We start from the raw sequence: 22,908 nt of genomic DNA, 5'->3' as shown, positions 1-22,908 counted from the left end.
AGTCCGGTGGCCTTGACGGCAGGTTCGGGTTCGGATGTCACCTTGCTAGGCACGGGTGTGCCGGTCGAACTGTGCTTCGCGGTCACGCTGCCCGCCGGAGTCGACCCCTCGATCGTGTCGGGCAAGGACACCGGGCGCTTGCTCTGGCAGTTCACCGGCCAGTCCACCCCCTGACGCCTGCGTGGTCACACGGCGAATGCGTCAGGTGTACGCACTGGCGGCCTCGGGACTCGTCCTGGGTATCGGTGCAACCACCGTGGCTGCCAGTTGGGTGGACAGCACGATGGGCGATGCATCGTTTCGCACCGGAACCTTCGGAATCGAGTCGAACGTCGGCGGTGGATGGTCGTCGCATGCATCCAGTGCCCCTGGCATTTTCACGTACACACCCTCGGCGCTCCTGATTCGCCCCGGTGCGTTCTCGTACGGCCCGATATCTCTTCGAACAGTGCCGGTCTCGCCGGCAGCATCCGTCACTCTGCAGGCGGCCACGGTTGCCGGCGACTCCGCTCTGGCGTCGGCGCTTCGGTATCGGGTGGTCAAGTCGACGACCTGTGATGCGTCAGCCTTCTCCACGGGAACACCACAATTCGTGGTGGGAAGTGCGACGGTGTTTCCGTCGCTCTCAACTGGTTCCGCAGTCGGGGCCATCGCGCTACCCGCCGGTGGAGCGTCCCCGGGCGCCGCGGTGGCGCTGTGCTTCGAGATTTCGCTGCCCGGAACCTCGGCTAATTGGAGTAACTCGGCGTTGATCGGTAAAACGGCAACTCCCACTTGGCAGTTCAGTGCAACACCCTGAAGGAGCTGCAATGCCAACACATGCCCGGGCAACACATGCCCGGACGAAGAAGCGTTCGGTCCCCACGATCATCGGGGACTGCATCCTTCAGGTTCTCGCTGCCGGTGGGGTTGTTTGTATCGCTTTGGTGATCTGTGCCGTCGCCTTCGACATCACACTGATCATGTTCAAGACCGGATCGATGTCGCCGACCATTCCGACCGGATCTCTGGCAGTTGTACGGGAAGTACCGGCAGATTCCGTCGAGGTGGGCGACGTCGTCACCGTCGATCGGGGAGTGTCCGAACTGCCGGTGACCCACCGGGTCGTCTCCGCTCGTACCCAGGACAACGGCATCACGATTCTCGATCTCAAGGGTGATGCCAACGCTTCGGCTGATCCCGCGGTATACGAGGTCACCACGGTCCGAAAGGTGCTCTGGCACGTTCCGGGATTGGCGCGGGTGATCGTCTACTTCTCGAATCCTCTTGTTCTGGGGGCGATCACGCTGACCATGGCCGCTTTGGTGGTCGCGGTATTCTGGCCGCGCAATACCGATGACGACGATGATGCCGACTCGGCCGACCCGAAAACCGAACCCATTCAGGTTCTTCTACCGCCAGACGGCGGTAGACAATGAAGCGTCGCCACCTGTTTTCAGTCATCGTATTGGCAGTTGCGGTTGTTCTGGGCTCTGGTTTCTCGTCTCACCCACTCCTCGGAGAGACAGAAGCGGCGTGGACAGACTCCGAGTACGTTACCGGCCCGATTTCCACCGGTTCATGGACGACGAGTGGGTACGGCAGATCGACGTCGGGCAAAGGAACAGCGACCGGCGGATTGATAACTCTCGGAGGAAATCTCGGCGGTTCGCTGGTTGAACATCCGACCGTGCAAACTCAGCTGGCACCGGGCAAGGCCACGGGGACGGTTTCGTTGGCGGACAATTCCGGTGTGCTGCTGGGGCTGCCCGCGCTCAGCCGCACGGGTAGTGCCGTTCAGTGCGCCGCGTATCTCGTAGGAGCATCGGCATCGTCCCCATGTGGGGCGGCTGGGTCGGATGCGGACGCGGAAACTACATCTACATTGGGTTTGCAATTGAATCTGGTTTCGGTACTGGGGATCACGTTGATACCGGCGGACGCCATCACGAGCACGAGCGTCAAGACAAACGCCCGCTGTGCGAGTACTTCTGCTGCTACAGATCAGCCGACGGGAACCGTGAAAGTCGGCGGCGCCACAGTTGCCATCCCGGCAGTGGGCGCAAACGGTTCGGCCACGTCGACGTCGCCGACTAGTGCAACATTCGTGATGGCGAATGTCCCACTGCTCGCGCGGGTAGAAGCGCGCTTCTCGAACATCAAGGTCACCAGTACCCGAGCGGCGTCCAGTTCTGCGCCTTTTGTCGCGTCCTCCACTGTTTCAGTGAGCTTCACAGTTGAGGCCGTAACCATCGCGTTGTCGGTCTTGGGCGAAGGGCTGGTCACAGTGATCCTGGGATCGACGAACATATCCGTCAATCTGTCGGCCGCTCAGTGCGGACTTGATTCTTCACCCCCGGCGACGCCGCTGAGTCTTGCCGCCGGCGGACAGTTGGCTCGAGCCGCGGGGCCGACACAGACAGCACCGGCAACACCGACAGCTGTTCCCGTGACGACCACGCCGACTACGGCAACGACGACTCCTGAACCTACAACTCCTGAACCTACGACTCCTGAACCTACGACGGGTGAACCCACCAAAACATCTGCCCCTGAGGCCACAACGACCAGCGCGGCTGTAACTACCAGTGTGGCTGCAATCACCCCGACAACGACAGCCACACCAATTACGAGCACACCGGCTCCGGCAGATCCAATCGGGACAGCGATCCACGGCCCTGCCGATTCGAGCATCTCCGCCTTCACCACGGATACCGGGCTCTCCTGCGAGGTTGCTCCTGACGCGGACTACTCGCGCGAAGTTGCAGTCGAATGCTCGGACGGCACAACGGGTACGGTCCCCGGTTCTGAACTCGGCCCGCAGCCAACCGTAGCGGGGGAGTATCTGCTGGTCCCCCTGACGAGAGACCACGTCACCGAAGTCTTCACCCTGAAGTCAGCGACACGACGCTGATCAGTTACGCACGGCATTGGCCATTGCGGCCAACGAGAGGGCCTGCCGAGCGCGGTCGAGGACGACCGTGCGAGAGATGTCGATGTGCGACACGAGTGCCTCGTGTGCTTGCAGAATCTTGCCGTCCAGAACCAGCTCGACGACGGCGATATGTTCCTCCACGGTGGCCTTCATACGGTCGGGAGTCAGGTAGTCGAACATCCGCACGGGGCGCAGCTTCGAGTTGACGGCCTGCAAGGCGTCGACCAACGCATGGTTTCCGGACGAGGCGAGGAGCGCGATGTGGAACTCCTCGTCGAGCGTCACGAAGCCGGCGTCCGGTACCGGCATCTGTTTGAGAAATGCGTACCACTTGTCGAGTTCGGAACCGAGCGCGTCTCGATCATGAGCGGGGGCCTCACCGTCTAGTACCCGCCGAAGCCCGTGCACTTCGAGGAGTATGCGCAGCTCGTAGAGGCCACCCAACTCGTCGAGGTGCGGTCGGTACGGAAAGAGTCCGTGTTCGTCGCGCTCGACCAACCCGTCGGATTCCAACTTCGCGAGCGCTTCGCGCACCGGTGTTCGCGAGACACCGTAGAGATGAGCCAACCGTTCTTCGCCGAGTCGTTCGGATGGCGCGATCTGACCCGACATCAGATCGTTTCGGATCGACCGGTAAACCTGTTCGCGCAGCGGGGGCCGCACACTCATGTCAGATTGCCATCGCTCGACGAACCGCCTCGGTGGACGTGGTGCCGCCCTCACCGGTCGAGGTCACATGTCCGGCCGCGAGAATGCTGTAATGCTGAGCAGATTGGAGCGCGAAACCGATGTGCTGCTCGACGAGGAGGACACCGAGATCGCCGCGCTCGGTGAGTTCCATTACTGTTCTTTCGATTTCGGCGACCACGTTGGGTTGAATGCCCTCGGTCGGCTCGTCCAGAATGAGGATCTTGGGCTCGGTGATCAGGGCGCGAGCGATGGCAAGCTGTTGTCGCTGCCCACCGGAGAGAAGTCCCGCGCGACGGTCGAGGAGCGTGGTGAGTGCGGGAAACAGATCCAATGCCTCTGCGATGAGTGCCTTTCCGCGTTTGCGCCCGTCGGCGACCACCCGAAGATTCTCGGCAGTTGTCAGCTGTCCGAACGACTGCTGACCCTGGGGTACGTAGGCAAGTCCGCGAGCGACGCGGGCGCTCGGCCGTAGACCGGTGATGTCCTCACCGTTCAGAAGTACCTTTCCCCGTGTAGGTTTGATCAGACCGACGGCGGCGCGCAGCAAGGTGGTTTTACCCGCACCGTTGTGACCCATGACTGCCGCAACTCCGTCGCTGGGAACCAGCAGGGATACGCCGTGGATCACTTCGGTGCGTCCGTAGCCGGCGCGGATGTCGACGAGCTCGAGCATGATTCAGTCCTCCGGGGTCGGTTCGGTGTCGGCGCCGAGATCGGTTCCGGCAGCGGCTGTGCCGAGGTAGACCTCTTGCACCTTGGGGTCGGCTTGGACCTCCGCCACAGTTCCTTCGGCAAGCACTTTCCCAGCGGCGAGCACTGTGACGGACGTGGCGAAGGATCGCATGAAGTCCATGTCGTGCTCGACTACGACGACGGTTCGCGCACCGCCGATGCGCCGCAGAAGGTTCCCGGTCTCCTCGCGCTCCTCGAGGCTCATGCCTGCGACGGGCTCGTCGAGCAGGAGCACGGAACAGTTCTGTACCAACAACATTCCGATTTCGAGCCACTGCTTCTGTCCGTGCGCCAGAATGCCTGCGGCGGTGTCCCTGAGGTGCTCCAACCCGGTTGTCTCCAGCGCCTCTTCGATCTCGGGAAGCACACCTTTGCGTTTTCTGAGCAGGTTCCACGGTGATCGGCCGGCTCCGGCCGCGATGTCGAGATTCTGCAGCACCGAGAGCTCTTCGAAGACGCTTGCCGTCTGGAAGGTTCGCCCGACGCCGAGGCGGGCGATCTTGTGAACCTTCTTGCCGAGCAGTTGCTCGCCGGACTTCGTGATGGAACCCGTCGCGGGAACGAGTCCGGTGATGGCGTCGACCAACGTTGTCTTTCCAGCCCCGTTCGGGCCGATGAGAAACCTCAGGTCGCCCTGCATGAGGGTCAAGTCGACGCCGTCGACGGCCTTGAAACCGTCGAAGCTGACCGAAAGATTTCGTACTTCGAGGTACTCGGACGACATTCCGGCGTTGCCACCCAGTGCCGGTGTGGGTTCGCTGGTGGCGGTTGTGTTGGTCATGACGACACCTCCACTGGTTCGGGTTGGGAGACCTTGACCGGCGGGTCGGCCGGGGTCTCACGCTTCTTGCGGTGGCGCATCAGGGCGAACAATCCGGCCACACCTGCCGGGAAGAACCCGACCACGACGATGAACATCAACCCTTGTGCGTAGATCCATCCCGAAGGGAGTTTCTCCGAGAATGTCGACTGCGCCCACGCGACGCCGATCGCACCGAGTACCGGACCCAGAAGCGTTGCGCGGCCACCGATCGCGACCCCGATGAGAAAGGCGATTGACGGAACGATCCCGACGTCGGCGGGGGAGATGATGCCCACGATCGGAACGAACAGCGCACCGGCGATACCGGCGAGGAACGCCGCGGTCACGTAGGCGACCAGTTTGATGTTCGCCGGATCGTATCCGAGGAAACGTACGCGCTCCTCTTGATCGCGGACGGCGACGAGGAGTTCGCCGTATCGGGAGTTCATCAGCTGGCGAATCAGAGCGACCGATGCGAGAAGAACTCCGGCGGCGATGAAGAACAACATCTGCTTGTTCGCCGGATCGTTGAGGTTGAAACCGAAGAACGTGCGAAAGCGGTTGAGGCCGTTGCTGCCACCGATCGACTGCTGGCCGATCAAGAGGATCGCGAAAGCCGCGGCGAGTGCTTGCGAGAGGATCGCGAAGTACGCGCCCTTGACTCTCCGCTTGAACACACCGAGTCCGAGGAGAAAGGCAACAGCGGCCGGCAGGAAAAGGATGGCGAAGATCGCCACGAATGGCGAGGCGAACGGTTGCCAGTATCCCGGCAGTTCGGTCTTGCCGGCGATGGACATGAAGTCCGGGACCGCGTCGCCCTTGAGTTCGGCATCGGCGATCTTGAGGTGCATCGCCATCACGTATGCGCCGATTCCGAAGAAGACGCCCTGGCCGAGCGTGAGCATTCCGCCTCTGCCCCAAGCCAAGCCGATACCGACAGCGACTATGGCGAAGCACAGGAATTTGGCCAACAGTGACAGCCTGAAGTCCGAGAGCACAGCCGGAGCGACGGCGAACAGCACGATCGCGGCAAGTGCGAAACCGCCCCACACCCGAATTCGGGAATTGTTCAGGATGCTCATACGAGGCTCCTCGTCTTGACTGCGAACAGGCCCTGCGGCCGAACTTGAAGGAAGACGACGATGATGACGAACACGATCACCTTCGCGATCGACGCTGTCGTCGAGTACTCGATGAACGAGTTCAAGATGCCGAGGGCGAAGGCTGCGATCACGGCTCCCTTCATCTGACCGAGACCGCCGACGACAACAACCAGGAAGGCGTCGATCAGATAGGACTGGCCGATGGTCGGGCTGGTGGAACCGATGAGCGTCAACGCGACACCCGCGACGCCGGCGAGCCCGGAACCGAGGAAGAAGGTCGTGATGTCCGTACGACGAGAGGAGATTCCGCTCGTCTCGGCCAGATCGCGATTCTGGACGACGGCCCGGATGCGTCTACCCATCGACGACTGCTTCAGTGCGACCGAAAGTGCGATCACCGCTGCGATCGCCAACACCAGAATGAAGATGCGGGTTTTCGGCACCACGGCGCCGAAAATATCGACCCCGCCCGAAAGCCAGCTCGGCGCCGAAACATTGACTGCCGGCGCGCCGAAGATGTCGCGCGCCAACTGCTGAAGGATCAATCCGACGCCGAATGTCACCAACAGGGTGTCGAGGGGTCGGTGGTACATCCGCGATACCAGGACCACTTCGAGCAAGACACCCATCAGTCCGCCGACGACGAAACCGACGAGCAGAGAAATGATCAACGATCCCGTTGCATTCGAGATCACCTGCTGCACTACATATGCGGTGTACGAGCCGGCCATGATGAACTCGCCGTGTGCCATGTTGATGACACCCATCTGCCCGAACGTGAGAGACAACCCCAACGCTGCCAACAGGAGAATCGATCCGATACTCAAACCCGTGAACAACTGCCCGATCACAACATCCATGACAGACGCTCCACCTCTCTACTCGTCGATTCCGTCAATTCCGCCTTTCGTCGATCAGCTACCGAGGCCCTCAGCCCAGGGGTAGTTCTTCAGGTACGGATCCGGCTCGATCGGCTGTCCCGAATCCCAGACCGTGTAGATCAGTCCGTCGGAACGGATTTCGCCGATCCGGGCAGTCTTGGTGATGTGGTGGTTGTCGCCGTCGATGGTGACGAGTCCTTCGGGCGCCTGGAAGGTCACACCGTCGGCGTTGTCCTGAATATCCTTGACCGCAAACGAGTTGGCCTTCTCGACGGTGTTCTTCCAGAGGTAGACGGAGGTGTATGCCGCTTCCATCGGATCGGACGTGGGCTTGTCCTGGCCGAACTTTGCCTTGTACGCCGCGACGAACTTCTTGTTCTCGGGGGAGTCGATGGTCTGGTAGTAGTTCCACGCCGTCAGCTGGCCTTCGACGTTCTGGACTCCGATACCACCGACCTCTTCCTCCGCAATGGAGACGGAGACGACGGGCATGTCGGCAGGCTTCAGGCCGACATTCGAGTATTCACGGAAGAACGCAACGTTGGAATCGCCGTTGAGTGTGTTGAACACGGCATCGGCGTCGGCTGTGCGGACCTTGTTCACGATGGTGGAGAAGTCGGTCGAACCCAGAGGCGTGTAATCCTCGCCCTTGATCTCGATGCCGTTCGCTGCCGCGTACGCCTTGATGATGCGGTTGGCGGTCTGCGGGAACACGTAGTCGCTGCCGACCAGATACAGCGACTTGACGCCCTTCTCCTTCAGGTAATCCAGAGCCGGGATGATCTGCTGGTTGGTCGTTGCGCCCGTGTAGAAGATGTTCTTCGAATCTTCCAGTCCCTCGTACTGGACCGGGTAGTAGAGCAAAGAGTTGTTGTCCTCGAACACGGGCAGCATGGCCTTGCGGCTCGAGGAGGTCCAGCCACCGAAAACTGCTGCGACGCAATCGCTGCTGATCAGTTTCTCTGCCTTCTCGGCGAACACTGTCGGCTCCGACGCGCCGTCCTCTGCCACGATCTGGATCTTCTTACCCAGTACACCGCCGGAATCGTTGATCTCCTGCACCGCCAACGAGATGGAGTCGCGGACCGTCACTTCACTGATGGCCATGGTGCCCGAGAGTGAATTCAGGGAACCGACCTTGATCGTGTCCCCCGAGGTGTCGACGCACGACGTAGCCGTCGAATCTCCCGATGCGGTGTCTGTTGCCTTGCTTCCGCAGCCGGTGAGAACCAAGCCCAGCGCGGCGAGAGCGGCCGGCGCGGCAAGGGTGCGCTTCGAGAAGGTTCGCATGTACGGGCCTTTCGTGTCGATGGCTCTGGCAGACAATGGCTCTGACAGATCTGTATCCGGAGTGCGTATACAACGCTGTATTCGTCGAGTGCACAGAGTAGGTGGAAGTTGTTGCGGTGGAATGACTGTCGGTGACAAGTGTGTGTCCGGTGTTTCGATTGGGTGTCCAGGACCTCACACCGCAGGTCAGCGAGGGTGCGGTGTTAGCATCGACGAGAAATTGATCAAGCACTCGCTTGACGATCGGAACGTCGGAAGGATCTTCTCGTGCGCTCGACCCGACGGGACGAAATACTCGCTCATGCGGCCAAGCTGTTCAGTGAGCGGGGAATCGCCGCGACGACGGTGCGAGACATCGCCGACGAAGTCGGGATCCTCTCCGGCAGCCTCTATCACTACTTCGACTCCAAGGATGCGATAGCCAACGAGATCGTCGTCCGGATCCTCGAAGACCTCAACGTCCGGTACGAGGACTCGATCGAACCGGAAGGTTCGGCTCGAAATCGCCTGGCCACGATGGTGTCGGTCTCTTTTGCCTCGGCGGTGGATCACCCGTATGCCACGGAGGTCTATCAGGGAGAAGCCATACTTTCGTCGCAACCGGCGGACGCGCCCATCACCATCCTGGTTCAGAAGGCACACAGCTACTGGCGATCGGCTATCGCTCGCGGAATTGCCGACGCGGAGTTTCGGGAAGACATCGATCCCGAACAGTTTCACCGTCTCCTGCGTGAATCCGTCTGGTCCACCGTCGCGCAGTATCGCCCGCAGCTTTCCGAATTGGCCGAAGATCTGCAGCGCAATCTGATTTCGGTTTTCCTGGACGGCTTTGCCGCACGTTCCGTCGACGGCGAGCCGGTGGCACGCATTGCGCGGCGCACGGCGAAGAAGGAAGCGCAGACCGAATCTCCCGACTCGGACCTTGCCGAACTCCGCTCTGATGTCGACGAATTGAAGTCCGTCATTCGCGAACTCAGCTCCTCGATCCGGCAGCTGCAGAAGCCGTAACACCGCAGTTCCGGCGCGTGTAGTTCGGATTTTGACTATCAGTGTGACCCAGTGCATACTTCTGTCCACACTCGTAAATCAAGCGCTTGTTTGATTTACCAAGCACAGTTTGGACGGGAGTTCGATGTGAGACTCGGAAAGGCGATCGCCGTCTGCGCGGCAGTGGTCCTCGGGGCGAGCGCGTGCGCATCTGCCGGTGTCATTCCCGAAGACACCATCGTCATCGGTTTGGACGAGGACTCCACCGGGCCCGGTGCGTCGTACAGCACGATCGCCGGCAAGACGGTGCGGATGACCGTCGACCTGATCAACCAGGCGGGCGGAATCAACGGTAAGCAAGTCGAATTGGTTGTCGAGAACGACGAGAGCAGTCCCACCAAGACCCCGTCGATCATTCGGAAGTTGGTCGATCACGGATCAAGTGCGGTCATCCTCGCTACGGGCAGCGGGTCGGTGCTGCAGGCCAAGTCGATTCTCCAGCAGTCGAAGATTCCCGCGATCGCTCCGGTCGTTCTCAGCGACGCCTTTGCCTCGGCGCCCGACAACGACTTCTCGTTCATGATTCCGAACTCGTTGAAGCAGTACGCCCAGGTGTACTGCGGGGCTTTCGAGAAGATGGGGTACAAGTCCCTGGGGATTCTCGGCGACGCGAGTGCGTCCATCGACGGAATCATCAAGACCCTGCGGCCGGCGCTCGAGAAGTGCGCGAGAGTGACGGGCGTCGAAAAGGCGCCGGTCGATGCCGCGGACATCACCGCACAGGTCTCACGTCTCGCGGAAACCGAACCGGACGCGATTCTGGTCGCCAGTATCGGCGGGCACTTCGAAATCCTCGCGCACAACACCTTGTCGAAGGTCACCCCGCAGACGCAACGCTTCTCACTCGCTTCCATCGGAAACCAGCCCGCATCTTGGGCTTTGGCGGACCCGAAGGCGTTGAGCGGCATGGTGTACATGGGCTCGCTCAGTGAGAACAACCCGAGAACCGCCGAACTGCGTCGCAAGGTGCAGGCGGTGAAGGGGCCTGATTATCAACTGACCGCCTACGACGCACAGGCGTACGACGCCGTCATGATGTTGGCCGAGGCAATCGAAATTGCCGGCGACCACCGAGATCGGACGGCCGTTCGTGATGCTCTTCAACAGGTTTCGGCACTTCCCGCCAGCTTCGGCCAGGACGGATTGACGCTGTCGTTCTCCTCGCAGGATCACCTGGCTCCGGACAGCCTCTGCGGACTGGTGCTCGTCGAATTCGGTGAGGACAACAAGCCGGCCCATCCGTGGGATTCCTACCAACCCCCGTGCGGATAACCGAGGAGCCTTGACATGACAGACGCACAACTGTGGCTCGCAGCCATCGAGATCGGTGCATTCTTCTCACTGATAGCCCTCGGAATGTATCTCGTGGTGGTCGGCGCCGATTTCTTCAACTTTGCGATGGGCCCGTACGCGATGGCTGCGGCCATGGCGTCGAGTTGGGTCGCGATCAATTACGGGCTCGCTCTCTGGATTGCCATGCCGCTGGGGATCGCGGTAGCGGTGGCGCTGTCGATCCTGACGGAAAAGCTTGTGGTCAAACAGGTTCAGAAGCGTTCGGGTCGTGGGGAACTACCGGCGTTGGTGGCGGTGACCGCAGTACTGTTCGGGATCCAGCAGCTCGCCGGCACGGTCTTCGGCCGAACACCACTTCCCGGACAGAAGATCTTCGACTTCGATCCGATATCGGTACTCGGTGCCACCGTCGACAGTTCGACCGTTGTACTCGTCGTCGGAACTGCCGTGATCTTCGTCGGTATCGGACTGTGGCTGAACCGGTCCACCTCGGGCCGTCTGCTACGCGCCGTCGGCGACAATCCGGATGCCGCCCGCGTCCTGGGCTTGCCGGTGGATCGGGTACGCCTCATCGCGTTCACCCTCGCGGGTGTGATTGCCGCCGTCGCCGGACTTCTGTTCGCTCCCAAGGCCGGTGTTCAGTTCACGAGCGGTCTGTCATGGACGCTGACGGCATTCATCGCACTCGTCATCGGTGGTACCGGCCGAAGTTGGGCTCCGCTGATCGGCGGAATGGTGTTGGGCGTCGTCCAGGTATTCGCCCCGTACTACTTCGGTGCGAGTGCTGCGCAAACCGCGATTCTGTTGATTGCCCTGGTGTTCTTCGCTTTCCGTCCGGAAGGCTTGCTCTCGAGGAAGGTTCGCGTCTGATGGCCTCGCTTTCTACCAGTCCGCTGACGTCAAATCCGCCCACTACATCCGGCCGTTCCCGGACGAGGATGCTCGCCCTGTCACGAGAAGCGCTGATCACCGTGGTCGTGGTTGCTGCCGTGCTGCTGTGGATGGGGCCGAGTCTGTACCGGCAGGATCTGGTGTTCCTCGCTGCGACGTATTCGCTGATCGCACTCGGCATGTACGTGCCATTCGTGCTCGCGGGATCACTGTCGATGGCGTACAGCGCTTATGCGGCGATCGGCGCGTATGCCGTTGCGCTGATCTCGGTTCGTACCGGGTTGTCGATGTGGTGGGGATGGATTCTCGGCGCTCTCGCCGCTGCAGCGGTTGCAGTACTCCTCAGCTTGGCAACGCAGAAACTCTCCGGCTTCTACCTTGCCGCGGTGACCTTGTTGTTCGGCATCGCTTTCGAGCACTGGTTGATCGACGGGCCGAGTTTCACCGGCGGATCGGCCGGGATCTCGGGCGTCGAGACTGTGACGATGTTCGGCTGGGAGCCACCGCGCTACGTATTGGTCGTGTTCGCGATCTTGTTCGTGTGTCTGATCGCGGTCGCTGTCGATCGACTCCGGAAATCGGTGTGGGGGCTGATGTTGCAAGCTGCCCGCGACAATCGTAATGTCGCACGGTCTTCCGGCGTCAATCCTGCGCACCTGACCGTCGTGGCGCTGGCGATCGGTGCTGCGATCGCGTCGACCGGCGGATCGCTGTTCACCGTGTCGGTGCAGGCTGTCACTCCTGAAACCTTCACTCTCAGTATTGTTTTCCTTGCGATCTTCATGCCGATCATCGGCGGTCGCGGTTCGGCGTGGGGTGCTCCGCTCGGTGCATTGATCGTGGTGATCGTGACGCTGAACATGCCCGGCTACCAAGGAAGCGGCGAACTCCTGCTTGCCGGAGCCGTCCTGGTGATCCTCATCGTCGCGCCTGGTGGGGTGATCGGGTGGAGTCAGAACGTTCTGGGTCGAATGAACCGTCTGTACAAGGAGCGTGGCAATCGATGACTCGGCTACTCGAAGTGAGCGGTCTCCACAAGTCCTACGGCGGCGTTCGCGCTGTCGACAATGTCTCGTTCAGCGTCGGACCGGGAGAGGTGATCGGCCTGGTCGGCCCGAACGGGGCAGGCAAGACCACACTCGTGGACTGCATCTTCGGCACACAGCAAGCAGACTCCGGAACCGTCGCGCTCGCCGGTGCTCCCTTGACCGGGCCGTCGGAGCGCCGTGCACGGCAAGGGCTCTCGCGCACGTTTCAACATCCGCAGCTCGCGGCGGAACTCGACGCCGTCGACAACATCATCCCGGGACTGTACGGGTACAAGATCACGTCACCGCTGCACTCGCTGTGGTGGGCGATCAAAGGACCTTTCGAGAACTGGGACCGGACAGCACAGCGGGCCCGGGAGATTGCTGCGCGATACTCGGTCACCGACGTCGAGAGTGCTTGCGGGGATCTCAGTTTGGGCGCGCAGCGTCTGGTCGAGGTGGCGCGGGCGATGGCGACCGAACCCGAAGTCCTCCTGTTGGACGAACCGTTTGCCGGTGCGGATCACGACGGCATCGCTGCCATCTCCGGTGCCGTGCGATCGATTGCCGCGCAGGGCAAGGGAGTAGTCCTGGTCGATCACAACGTCGATCTCATCGCGGCGCTCGCCACCAAGATCGTGCTGCTCAATTTCGGATCGGTGGCGTTCTACGGACCACCGCAGGAGTGCTTGGCCAGCGACGCGATGCGAGAAGTCTATTTCGGTTCCGAATACGAGGAAGGCGCCTGACATGCTCGAACTCGACAGAGTCACAGTTCGATACGGATCCGCTGTCGCCGTCCGGGAAGTCTCCCTTGTCGCCCCCGCCGGTGAAGTGACAGCGATCGTCGGGCCGAACGGTGCAGGCAAGACCAGCTTGGCGGGATCCATCTACGGCTCGGTTCCCGCCACCGGGACAATGAAATTCGATGGTCGAGAGATCCAGAAATTATCGGCACTGGATCGTGTCCGCAGCGGATTTGCCTACGTTCCCCAAGGCAGGCAACTGTTCATGCGAATGTCCGTTCGCGAGAATCTACGCGTGGGCGCAGACCTGCTGGGATTGAAAGCCGAAGCCGTGGAAACAGCTTTCGAGAGGTTCCCGATCCTGCGTGAACGCTCGGAGAGTTATGCCGGGGTCCTCAGCGGTGGTGAGCAGCAGATGTTGGTTCTGGGGCGGGCCCTTCTGGAAACCCCGAAGGTGTTGCTCCTCGACGAGATGATGACCGGACTGGCACCGAAAATCGTCGCGGAGCTGCGAGCATTGGTCGGGGGTCTGGCCGCCGAGGGTGTGACCGTCATCGTGACGGAACCTGCACTTACTGCACTGAAATCGGTTGTCGACCGCGGATATGTCATGCAGCGCGGCGAACTCGTCCGCGAATGCGATTCCGCAGCGACACTGGACAACGCGTACAAACAATCGATGGGCGTACTCAGCGCCGACGGGAGATGATCGACGATCATGCTGGAAACGAAGACACTCGACTTCACCGTCGGTGAATTCGCCACGAATCCGGACCGGTTCGCCGGCGTCAGCATCAGCGAAATGGTCAGGCATTGGTCTGAGACCATCCCGGACGAAACCGCCTTTGTCACTCCGGAATCGAGGGTGTCGTGGAAACAGTACGACGCGGCTGCCGATGCGATCGCGTCGGCGCTGGATCTAGCTGGTGAGGGGTACGGACATGTAGCCGTGTTGCTCCCCGACACCGCTGTCTTTCATGCGGCTCTCTGCGCAGCATTTCGTACCGGCCGCGTCGCGGTCGGAATCGGTTCGCGCTCGGGTATTCGCGAGATCTCTCATCTGATCGCCCGCTCGGAAGCCTCCGTTCTCGTCACCACTCGCACGCTGCGCGGCGTCGATACCGCCGAACTCGTGGCGAGTCTGCGGGCAGAGCATCCCGGACTGGACGTCGTCTTCGCCGACGAACGCGCCGACGTGAGTTTCGAACGCGTGAGCGCAAACGGCGAACTCACCTCGTTGCCGGTCGAGTTAAAGCAGTTCCCCGCAACCAGTCCGTGTTTTGTCACGTCAGCCGTTTCGATGCTGAACTCGACCTCCGGCACAACGGGCCTACCCAAACTGGTCACACAAACCGAGGATCGTTGGGTTGGTTTCTCCGAGATTGCCGCCGAGGCGGCGGCGATCGGTTCGGATGAGGTGTTCCTCGGCGCGGTTCCGGCACCTTTCGGATTCGGCCTCTGGACTTCGCATTTCCTGCCGGCACTACTCGGTGCTCGCAATGTCGTCATGGAACGCTTCGACGTTTCGGTGATGATCGAGTTGATCGAGCGCGAACGGGTGACTGCTTTGAATTGTGTGAGTACACAATTCAAGATGCTGTTGCGTTCGGAGGCCGCGGAATCGGCCGATCTCTCGTCACTTCGTTTCATGTTCACCGGTGGTGAAGCCGTGCCGTATTCGGAGGCACTGGCCTTCGAACAACGTACCGGAGCGGCTGTCCTGCAGTTCTACGGATCGAACGAAACCGGCGCCGTCTCGGTGACGACGGTTTCGGACGGTTCCGATACCCGACTGAAGACGTGCGGCCACGTCATCGATCGCATGCAAGTTCGTGTATTCGACGATGCGGCAAAGGAAATGACCGGCTCCGTCCGCCGCGGTCAGCCTGGGGTGAACGGACCGCTGATGTGTCAGGGCTATTGGGGGGACACCGATGCGAACGACGAGTTGTACACCGACGACGGTTGGATGCTTCTCGGCGACATCGTCGAGATCGACGAGACAGGACGGGTGCGTGTGGTCGGGCGCAAAGCCGACATCATCATTCGTGGCGGCAAGAACATCTCCGCGGTCGAAGTCGAGGAGTACGTGCGCGCGCACCCTTCGGTGGAGTTGGTCGCCGTGGTCGGGGTCGACGATCCGCTGTTCGGTGAGAAGGTCTGTGCGGTCGTCGTGTCCGCCGATGACGATCTGAGTTCGGAGGATCTGACCGCCTGGCTGCAGAGCCGAGGAGTGACCCGCGAGTACATACCCGAGTACGTGATGTCGGTCGCCGAATTGCCGATGGCGGCAGGCGGCAAAGTAGCCAAGGGTGAAGTCAAGGCACTCGCGCAGAGGCGGATCGCTGAACTCGGCTGATCGCACTTGGCGGTACCGGCTTCGCGTTACGCTGATCCGGACATTGTGCCGAGAGTGAAGGAAACCCGATGACGAACCCTTCACCGCATCGGTGGCGCAGGCGCTTGCTGTGGGCTCTTGCAATTGTGTTCGTTCTCGTCGGAGCCGTGGTTCTGGCCTTCGTTCTGAGCCCGAGACCTGGCGCACTCACCGTGCGATGGGTCTTCGATCGTGATGCCGTGAAAGTCACCGAGGCGCTCGAGAAGCACGCGCCCGAAGGCGTCGACTCGATCAAGGACCAGCAGTACCGCGCCGATGACGACGACGCATACCTGGATGTCTACTTTCCCGCAGCGACGACGACCGCATTGCCTACGGTGATCTGGACTCATGGCGGTGCCTGGATCTCGGGAAGCAAGTCCAACTACGCGCCGTACTACGAGTTGCTGGCCTCTCGTGGCTACACCGTTGTGTCCCTGGACTACTCACTCGGACCTGAGCATCACTATCCGACAGCGGTGCGGCAACTCAACGACGCTCACGCGTACGTCGTCGCGAATGCGGAACGGCTGCATGTTGATCCGACGACGGTCGTTCTCGCCGGTGATTCTGCGGGAGCGCAACTCTCGAGTCAGCTCGCCACTCTCATCACTGATCCCGCGTATGCGAACCGTGTGGGCGTGGTCCCGTCGCTGCGGCCGGATCAGTTACGTGGAGTAATACTGAACTGTGGAATCTACGACGTCGGGAACATGGTCGGCGGACCCGGCATCATCGGTTGGGGGGTTGATCGGTCCCTCTGGGCGTATACCGGCGTGCGTGACTTCATGAGTACCGACGCAGCGGATCAGATGTCGACCTTGAACTACGTCAGCGCTCAATTTCCGCCTGCCTACATCAGCGGCGGCAACGCGGATCCTTTGACAGATTCTCAGTCGAAACCGTTGGCTGACAAATTGACGGGGTTGGGAGTTGCGGTCGACACACTGTTCTATCCGGCCGATCACGTTCCGGCGCTCGGTCACGAGTATCAGTTCGATCTGGACAATGCCGACGGTCTCACTGCCCTCGATCGCACGGTTCAGTTTCTCGACGCACACACCCGCTAGTTGTCGGATGATGCTGAGACGCTGAAGAAATGGTCATTTCAGACAAAGCGCCGCGGGTGTGTTGCCGGGGAATTCTCGACTAGTCCTTTTGGTCTAGCCTGGGTGAATCCGACCCGACCCCAGGAGTTGTTGTGCGCGCGTCTTCCCCCGACAGACGGCGAAGGCGCATTGTCGGAATCGCGGCGGTATTCGTCGTCATTCTGCTGTCCGGGGTAACCGCGGCACTCGTCAGTCCGTGGCCAGGAGTTCTCCTCGTACGGTGGATGTCGGCGGGTGGCTCCGAATCGACTCACGCACAACTCGACAGGCATGCACCGTCAGGAATCGTCTCGATTCTCGATCAGTCGTACCGCGAAGGCGACGACGATGCACAACTCGACGTCTACTACCCGTCGGAGTCCACTTCGGCGCTACCCACGGTGGTCTGGGTGCACGGCGGTGGCTGGATATCAGGGTCGAGAGCTGATGCCGACGGTTACTACAAACTGTTGGCAAATCAAGGTTTCACTGTGATTTCGGTGGACTATTCACTGGGGCCGGACGCGTATTACCCCACCGCAGTGAATCAGCTTAACGACGCGTATCGATTCATCGTGAGCAATGCGGACAGGTTGCATGTCGATTCGAACAACCTCTTTCTTGCCGGAGATTCGGCAGGCGCGCAGTTGTCCAGTCAGTTGGCGACCGTCATGACCAGCCCTGACTACGCGTCGGAAATGGGTGTGGAGCCGGCATTACGTCCCGAGCAGACACGCGGAGTTGTCCTCGACTGTGGGGTCTTCGATCTGAAACCCCTGCTGTCGCAGGGGAAGTACTTCGGTTGGGGCGTCGACAAGCAGTCGCTGTGGGGGTATCTCGGAACGAGGGACTTCGACGGGTCGACTGCAGTGGGTCAGATGTCGACACTGGGCCATGTGACCTCGGACTTTCCAGCGACGTTCATCACCGGCGGAAACATCGACCCACTGACCGCCAGCCAGTCGAAACCCTTGGCAGAACGGCTCGCCGATCTGGGCGTCGAAGTAGACGCACTGTTCTACCCCGAAGATCACGAGCCTGCGCTGGACCACGAATATCAGTTCGACCTCGATACCGTGGACGGGATGATCGCGTTCGATCGCACAGTCGCGTTCCTACGCGACCACGTGCGTTAGCGCGGTCAGCGAATCACGTACGGCGAAATCGAACTCCGGTGCTCGCTGATGTCGAGGTCTTTACCCAACGGAGGGAAGGCACGCTGCGGACAATTGAGGCGTTCGCAGACACGGCAGCCCGAGCCGATCGGCGTTCCCGGATTCGACTCGTCCAGATCCAGACCGTCGCTGTAGACGAGTCGGTGGGCGTGTCGAATCTCGCATCCCAATCCGATGGCGAAGATCTTTGCGGGCTGTCCGTATCGAGCCGCTCGACGTTCGACCGTGCGCGCAACCCAGAGGTATCGACGACCGTCGGGCATCTGCGCGATCTGAGGCATGATCTTGCCCGGATACGAGAACGTCTCGTAGACGTTCCACAGCGGGCACGTACCGCCGCTGGTAGAGAAGTGGAATCCGGTGGCGGACTGACGCTTCGACATGTTTCCGGCACGATCGACACGCACGAACATGAACGGAACCCCGCGAAGTTTGGGGCGCTGCAGGGTCGAGAGGCGGTGGCAGATCGTCTCGTAGCTCGCGGAATAGAAGGCAGACATGCGCTCGATGTCGTACCGGAAGTCCTCGGCAACCTCGTGAAACTGGCTGTAGGGCAGCACGGTGGCCGCGGCGAAATAGTTGGCCAAACCAAGCTTCGCCAGGGAAACCGACGCTTCGCTGGTGAAGTTGCCCTCGGCCACCAACGAGTCGAGCAGGTCGCCATGCTCGAGGTATGCGAGTTCTGTCGCGAACTTGAAGACCTGTTGCCCGCCGGAGAGCCTTGCGGAAATTTCCAGGACCCTGGTGTCCGGGTCGTAGCGATGAAGTATGTTCTCGCCCAAGTCGACTCGTCGAACGATCTGCACGTCATGGACGGACTCGAGGCGTCTGGCGATCTCGCCGGCGACGTCGCCACGGTGAAAGCGCATCCGGGCAGTGAGTTCTTCGGCCGCGGTGTCGAGATCGTGGATGTAGTTCTGTCGCTGATAGAAGTAGTCGCGCACTTCCTCGTGCGGCATGGTGATCGAACCGCTGCCGCTGCCGTCCGAGAAACGGTCCTCCGTGGCTGCGGCGAGCTGGGCCGTCGTGTTGCGGAAGCGGCGATGCATGTTCACCATCGCCTTGGCCAGGCCCGGGTGGGTGGAGACCATCTCCGCGATTTCGTGGGCGTCGGCGTCGATACCCATCTCTTGATCGAGGGCAACTTCACGCATTTCCGCGATCAGGCGTGTGTCGTCCTGCGGGGAGAAGAAGGTGGTGTCGACACCGAAGACTTCACTGATTCGCAGGAGCACCGGCACGGTGAGTGGCCGGACGTCGTGCTCGATCTGATTGAGATAGCTTGCCGAGATCTCGAGCGTCTTGGCCAGCGAAGCCTGACTCAACCCGCGCTCGGTCCGCAGTTGGCGGAGCCGGACACCGACAAAGGTTTTCGACATTTTCCCAGGATACGAGTGACAGTCCGGCTTCGCAAAGGTGGGTTCGCAGTCTTCGCACAGGGGCTCCGCCCCCGTGAGTGGTTGAGGAGCCTCGGCACTCCCTAACCACTCACGGGGCCGGAGGCCTAGACCCTGTTCTCCGAACGAGGGGCGCCGATTCCGGGATCGATCTGGAACGGCCCGCTCGACGAGGGTGCAAGGGGGAAGTCGAAGATCGCAGTCGGGAGATAGACCGTCGAACACGAGTTGGGGATATCCACGACACCCGACAGGCGGCCCTCGATCGGCGCCGCGCCGAGTAGCAGGTACGCCTGCTCTGGCGCGTACCCGAACTTGGTCAGATACTCGATCGCATGCAGGCACGCACGCTGGTAGGACAGATGTGAATCCAGGTACTTCTGTTCGCCGTCCAACGTGACGGAAGTGCCCGAGAACGCAAGCCACTCGGAATACTGCGGATCCGTGTTGCCCGGCATGAAGATGGCGTTCTCGGAAACACCGTAGGTATCCATTCCGCCCTTGATGATGTCCACACGAAGATCGATGAAGCCGCCCATCTCGATGGCACCGCAGAAAGTGATCTCACCGTCGCCCTGGGAGAAGTGAAGATCGCCGACCGACAGATTCGCACCGTCCACGAACACCGGATAGAAGATTCGGCTGCCCTTGGTGAGGTTCTTGATGTCCTGGTTTCCGCCGTTCTCACGCGGGGGAGCGGTACGAGCCGCCTCGCCGGCCACGCGTGTGTACTCGTCACCGGTCAAGGTTCCCAGTACTGCATCGCGGGGCTCGGGCGGAAGTGCAAGCGGGGGAACCCGATTGGGATCGGTGGCAATGAGGGCGCCCTCGCGGGCATTCCACTTGGCGAGCAAGGCTGCCGACGGAGCCGTGCCCATGAGTCCCGGGTGGACGATGCCCGTGAACGAGACGTGCGGAATGTGACGCGACGTCGCCGTTTGGCCGGAGAAATCCCAGACGGCTTTGTACGCATCGGGGAACTGTTCGGTGAGGAAGCCGCCGCCGTTGTTCCGAGGGAAGATGCCCGTGTACCCCCAGCCTTGGCCGGCCAACGGACCCGAATCTTCTTGGGGGATAGGCCCGATATCCAAGATGTCGACGATCAAGAGGTCGCCGGGCTTCGCGCCTTCGACGGCAAAGGGGCCGGACAGCGTGTGGACCGTGGTCAGTGGTGCATTGAGAATGTCGTCGGCTGAGTCGTCGTTGTGTATTGCGCCGTCGAACCATTCGCGGCAATGGACACGAAACGCATCACCGGGTTTCACCGTCACCGCCGCTGGGATGTCCGGGTGCCACCGATTGTGGCCGACGATTGCCTGGTCGGTGAATTTCTTGGCGGAATCGAGTGGAAACAGCAGTTCAGGCATATGCACTCCTCATTCTCGAAGAAACGGAAAACTCGTGGCGGCAGGACTTTCGTGTCGGATCGGGACTCACGGCGAGGACGCGCGGTGAGGACGCTCAGGGGCGAGGTAGCTTGCGGTGCAACGGATTGGATGTCGTCGGCGCAGATTGCCGGCCGCGGCCGGGTAGTGACCCACTGACCACGGCAGGCTCGTGAGCCGATCGAGCAGTGCTGTCCAGTAGACCCATCGCGGCCGACGACGCGTGACTCAACCGGGGAGACGAGACCACCCGCTTGGACTCGAGACTGCACTGGGGGCAAGTAATCGACTGGGGCACTTCGGCCATCGCGAACGACCGCTCGAGCGGGCCGCAGCCGGTACAGCGAAACTCGTACAGAGGCATGCGGTCACGCTATCGGAGGATCCGTAAGTGCGACACTGGAACGACACGCACCGGGTTGCCGATGCCGCAATTGCGCCCGTCAGCGCAAGTACACAACCGCGTTGTCTCCGCCGGTACAGGTGACGATGCCGGAGGTCACCTTGCATGCCATCGTGTACTCCTTGCCGGTCACCGGACTACGTGCGGACACGGTGCTGGATGCACCGGTTGCACCGGAGTTCCCGTAGGCGATCCGAACCGCCTCGGCAAACTCACATGAGGTTTTGCCCCCACTTGTCGCGGACTCCTTGTAACTTCCGGCCGGCTGCCCGCCGGGGCAGGCGGACGCACCGGCCGGGAAGTTCGCGGCGCGTGTGGTCGTCGGGGATGTCGTGCTGGGAGCGGTTGTCGTGGTGCCGGGTGTGTTCGCGGCGCTGATGGTGGTGTGGGCGGCGCCACCGGCGGCCGAGTTGGGGACGTCCTTCGGCCAGAGGACCCAGGCAAGCCCGCCGAAGAGAGCCAACACAGTGATGACTCCGATTACGGATACCGGAATCACCCAGCCGGGCCGACGCGGCGGCGGATTTCCACGTGGCGGTGCAGGCGGGAATCCCTGGGGCGGGGGATACGACTGCGGCGCGGCTCGGTAGCCCAACTGCGGCGGCTGTGGACCGGATTGCGACCATGCCTGGTTGTTCGGTGGCCGCTGATAGTTGTCCGGCACCGCTTTATCGCCCGGTCGGGGGCGTCGAACGACAAGTCATGGTTCGACAGCATATGGCCGGCGAACGGGTTGTCTCCGGCTTTCCCAGGGGTAGATCCCGGAATTGTCCTAGCGAAGGCTGTTGCCGAGGAGTGATTGCGGTCACTCGCGGGTAGTGAAGTTGGCTCCGAAGTAGCGGACGGGCCTGTTCCGAGTGGCGTGCGAACTGCCGGAATTCGCAAGCGGCGGAGTTGAGTGCATTTCGTTCACAGCCTGCGGTTTCTTTCCTACTCGCCAGTACGGAACCTGTCCGATTGGGTAGTACCAGCCGCGTAGGAATCTTCACAGACTTAGCAAAGTGTGTTGAAAAGGTAGCGAAGATTGGCATTAGCAACAGGTAGACGGCACTTTTTCGATGTGCCATTCTCGGTAAGTACACAAGAAGGGCCTGGCAAGTATGTGAAGTAGTACGCACGTACTGCTCACAACAGGCCGGACCAGCAGATCAAAGAGATGGAGTCTTGATGTCGACCACCGGCACCCCGAAGACCGCAGCTGAGCTCCAGCAGGATTGGGACACCAACCCTCGCTGGAAGGGCGTTACTCGTAACTACACGGCCGATCAGGTCGTCAAGCTCCAGGGCACCGTCGTCGAGGAGCAGACCCTCGCTCGTCGCGGATCCGAGATCCTGTGGGATCTCGTGAACAACGAGGACTACATCAACTCCCTCGGTGCACTTACCGGCAACATGGCTGTGCAGCAGGTTCGCGCCGGCCTGAAGGCCATCTACCTCTCCGGTTGGCAGGTTGCCGGCGATGCGAACCTCTCGGGCCACACGTACCCGGACCAGAGCCTCTACCCGGCCAACTCGGTTCCGACCGTCGTCCGTCGCATCAACAACGCACTGCTGCGCGCCGACGAGATCGCCAAGACCGAGGGTGACACCTCCGTCAGCAACTGGCTCGCTCCGATCGTTGCCGACGCCGAAGCCGGCTTCGGTGGCGCTCTCAACGCTTACGAGC

The 22,908-nt window shown here is 61.3% G+C and carries 23 protein-coding genes and 1 pseudogene; 13 read left to right on the top strand and 11 right to left on the bottom strand.

Annotated elements, in window-relative coordinates; all coding sequences use genetic code 11:
- The first annotated feature begins 181 nt into the window (after positions 1-181).
- Positions 182-799 (top strand): hypothetical protein, encoded by a 618-nt coding sequence (locus RWT78_RS18060; protein ID WP_314677057.1) that lies wholly within the window; start codon positions 182-184, stop codon positions 797-799.
- 10 nt (positions 800-809) lie between these two features.
- Positions 810-1,418 carry a signal peptidase I gene (locus RWT78_RS18055; protein ID WP_211917898.1) on the top strand — a complete coding sequence of 203 codons (609 nt, stop codon included), beginning with the start codon at positions 810-812 and terminating at the stop codon, positions 1,416-1,418.
- Between the two features lie 565 nt (positions 1,419-1,983).
- Here RWT78_RS18055 and RWT78_RS18050 read toward each other — a convergent pair.
- Positions 1,984-2,214, bottom strand: a complete 231-nt coding sequence (locus RWT78_RS18050; RefSeq protein WP_204856300.1) for a hypothetical protein — start codon at positions 2,212-2,214, stop codon at positions 1,984-1,986.
- Between RWT78_RS18050 and RWT78_RS18045 the strand changes: the two genes are divergently transcribed.
- The gene (locus tag RWT78_RS18045; RefSeq protein WP_314677053.1) at positions 2,204-2,893 is read left to right on the top strand and encodes a hypothetical protein; all 690 of its coding nucleotides are present in this window, start codon (positions 2,204-2,206) and stop codon (positions 2,891-2,893) included. The genes RWT78_RS18050 and RWT78_RS18045 overlap by 11 nt on opposite strands.
- Here RWT78_RS18045 and RWT78_RS18040 read toward each other — a convergent pair whose 3' ends face one another.
- From RWT78_RS18040 to urtA, 6 genes are read right to left on the bottom strand one after another with little or no spacing between them, the layout of a single operon-like run.
- Positions 2,894-3,583: a GntR family transcriptional regulator gene (locus tag RWT78_RS18040; protein WP_003941543.1), complete on the bottom strand. Its 690-nt coding sequence runs from the start codon at positions 3,581-3,583 to the stop codon at positions 2,894-2,896. It lies immediately after the preceding gene.
- 1 nt (position 3,584) lies between these two features.
- Positions 3,585-4,277, bottom strand: a complete 693-nt coding sequence (gene urtE / locus RWT78_RS18035) for an urea ABC transporter ATP-binding subunit UrtE (protein WP_003941544.1) — start codon at positions 4,275-4,277, stop codon at positions 3,585-3,587.
- Positions 4,278-4,280: 3 nt separating this feature from the next.
- Complete coding sequence (gene urtD, locus RWT78_RS18030) at positions 4,281-5,117, bottom strand: urea ABC transporter ATP-binding protein UrtD (protein WP_003941545.1); 837 nt, start codon at positions 5,115-5,117, stop codon at positions 4,281-4,283.
- The gene (gene urtC, locus RWT78_RS18025) at positions 5,114-6,220 is read right to left on the bottom strand and encodes an urea ABC transporter permease subunit UrtC (RefSeq protein WP_007735392.1); all 1,107 of its coding nucleotides are present in this window, start codon (positions 6,218-6,220) and stop codon (positions 5,114-5,116) included. The genes urtD and urtC overlap by 4 nt, the downstream gene beginning before the upstream one ends.
- The gene (gene urtB / locus RWT78_RS18020) at positions 6,217-7,101 is read right to left on the bottom strand and encodes an urea ABC transporter permease subunit UrtB (RefSeq protein WP_054827779.1); all 885 of its coding nucleotides are present in this window, start codon (positions 7,099-7,101) and stop codon (positions 6,217-6,219) included. The genes urtC and urtB overlap by 4 nt, the downstream gene beginning before the upstream one ends.
- Before the next feature lie 54 nt (positions 7,102-7,155).
- The gene (urtA, locus tag RWT78_RS18015; protein WP_007735391.1) at positions 7,156-8,412 is read right to left on the bottom strand and encodes an urea ABC transporter substrate-binding protein; all 1,257 of its coding nucleotides are present in this window, start codon (positions 8,410-8,412) and stop codon (positions 7,156-7,158) included.
- 267 nt (positions 8,413-8,679) lie between these two features.
- Between urtA and RWT78_RS18010 the strand changes: the two genes are divergently transcribed.
- The 9 genes from RWT78_RS18010 to RWT78_RS17970 all read left to right on the top strand — a co-directional run bounded on the left by RWT78_RS18010 (position 8,680) and on the right by RWT78_RS17970 (position 18,018).
- Positions 8,680-9,420, top strand: a complete 741-nt coding sequence (locus RWT78_RS18010; protein WP_314677048.1) for a helix-turn-helix domain-containing protein — start codon at positions 8,680-8,682, stop codon at positions 9,418-9,420.
- A 126-nt stretch (positions 9,421-9,546) separates the two neighbouring features.
- Complete coding sequence (locus tag RWT78_RS18005; RefSeq protein ID WP_042452925.1) at positions 9,547-10,731, top strand: ABC transporter substrate-binding protein; 1,185 nt, start codon at positions 9,547-9,549, stop codon at positions 10,729-10,731.
- A gap of 15 nt (positions 10,732-10,746) precedes the next feature.
- Complete coding sequence (locus tag RWT78_RS18000) at positions 10,747-11,622, top strand: branched-chain amino acid ABC transporter permease (protein WP_003941557.1); 876 nt, start codon at positions 10,747-10,749, stop codon at positions 11,620-11,622.
- Complete coding sequence (locus RWT78_RS17995; RefSeq protein WP_054781648.1) at positions 11,622-12,650, top strand: branched-chain amino acid ABC transporter permease; 1,029 nt, start codon at positions 11,622-11,624, stop codon at positions 12,648-12,650. Before RWT78_RS18000 ends, RWT78_RS17995 begins: the two co-directional genes overlap by 1 nt.
- Positions 12,647-13,420, top strand: coding sequence for an ATP-binding cassette domain-containing protein (locus RWT78_RS17990; RefSeq protein ID WP_314677047.1), 774 nt, complete (start codon positions 12,647-12,649; stop codon positions 13,418-13,420). The genes RWT78_RS17995 and RWT78_RS17990 overlap by 4 nt, the downstream gene beginning before the upstream one ends.
- 1 nt (position 13,421) lies before the next feature.
- The gene (locus RWT78_RS17985; protein ID WP_003941516.1) at positions 13,422-14,126 is read left to right on the top strand and encodes an ABC transporter ATP-binding protein; all 705 of its coding nucleotides are present in this window, start codon (positions 13,422-13,424) and stop codon (positions 14,124-14,126) included.
- Between the two features lie 9 nt (positions 14,127-14,135).
- Positions 14,136-15,776, top strand: coding sequence for a class I adenylate-forming enzyme family protein (locus RWT78_RS17980; protein ID WP_314677046.1), 1,641 nt, complete (start codon positions 14,136-14,138; stop codon positions 15,774-15,776).
- A gap of 68 nt (positions 15,777-15,844) precedes the next feature.
- Positions 15,845-16,864, top strand: a complete 1,020-nt coding sequence (locus RWT78_RS17975) for an alpha/beta hydrolase (protein WP_021333900.1) — start codon at positions 15,845-15,847, stop codon at positions 16,862-16,864.
- A gap of 131 nt (positions 16,865-16,995) precedes the next feature.
- Positions 16,996-18,018: an alpha/beta hydrolase gene (locus RWT78_RS17970; RefSeq protein WP_314677043.1), complete on the top strand. Its 1,023-nt coding sequence runs from the start codon at positions 16,996-16,998 to the stop codon at positions 18,016-18,018.
- 5 nt (positions 18,019-18,023) lie between these two features.
- Here the strand turns inward: RWT78_RS17970 and ramB are convergent, their stop codons facing one another.
- The 4 genes from ramB to RWT78_RS17950 all read right to left on the bottom strand — a co-directional run bounded on the left by ramB (position 18,024) and on the right by RWT78_RS17950 (position 21,906).
- Complete coding sequence (ramB, locus tag RWT78_RS17965; RefSeq protein ID WP_003941547.1) at positions 18,024-19,436, bottom strand: acetate metabolism transcriptional regulator RamB; 1,413 nt, start codon at positions 19,434-19,436, stop codon at positions 18,024-18,026.
- Between the two features lie 125 nt (positions 19,437-19,561).
- Complete coding sequence (gene fmdA, locus RWT78_RS17960; protein ID WP_042923284.1) at positions 19,562-20,821, bottom strand: formamidase; 1,260 nt, start codon at positions 20,819-20,821, stop codon at positions 19,562-19,564.
- A gap of 94 nt (positions 20,822-20,915) precedes the next feature.
- Positions 20,916-21,203: an FmdB family zinc ribbon protein gene (locus tag RWT78_RS17955; protein ID WP_037129638.1), complete on the bottom strand. Its 288-nt coding sequence runs from the start codon at positions 21,201-21,203 to the stop codon at positions 20,916-20,918.
- A gap of 79 nt (positions 21,204-21,282) precedes the next feature.
- Positions 21,283-21,906, bottom strand: a complete 624-nt coding sequence (locus tag RWT78_RS17950) for a serine/threonine protein kinase (protein WP_223304378.1) — start codon at positions 21,904-21,906, stop codon at positions 21,283-21,285.
- 503 nt (positions 21,907-22,409) lie between these two features.
- Between RWT78_RS17950 and RWT78_RS17945 the strand changes: the two are divergent.
- A pseudogene (locus RWT78_RS17945) lies at positions 22,410-22,908 on the top strand (isocitrate lyase); the annotation flags it as partial.

The organism is uncultured Rhodococcus sp. (assembly GCF_963525155.1).
GTDB classification, from domain to species: domain Bacteria; phylum Actinomycetota; class Actinomycetes; order Mycobacteriales; family Mycobacteriaceae; genus Rhodococcus_F; species Rhodococcus_F qingshengii.
This window is presented reverse-complemented; position numbering and strand designations above follow the sequence as displayed.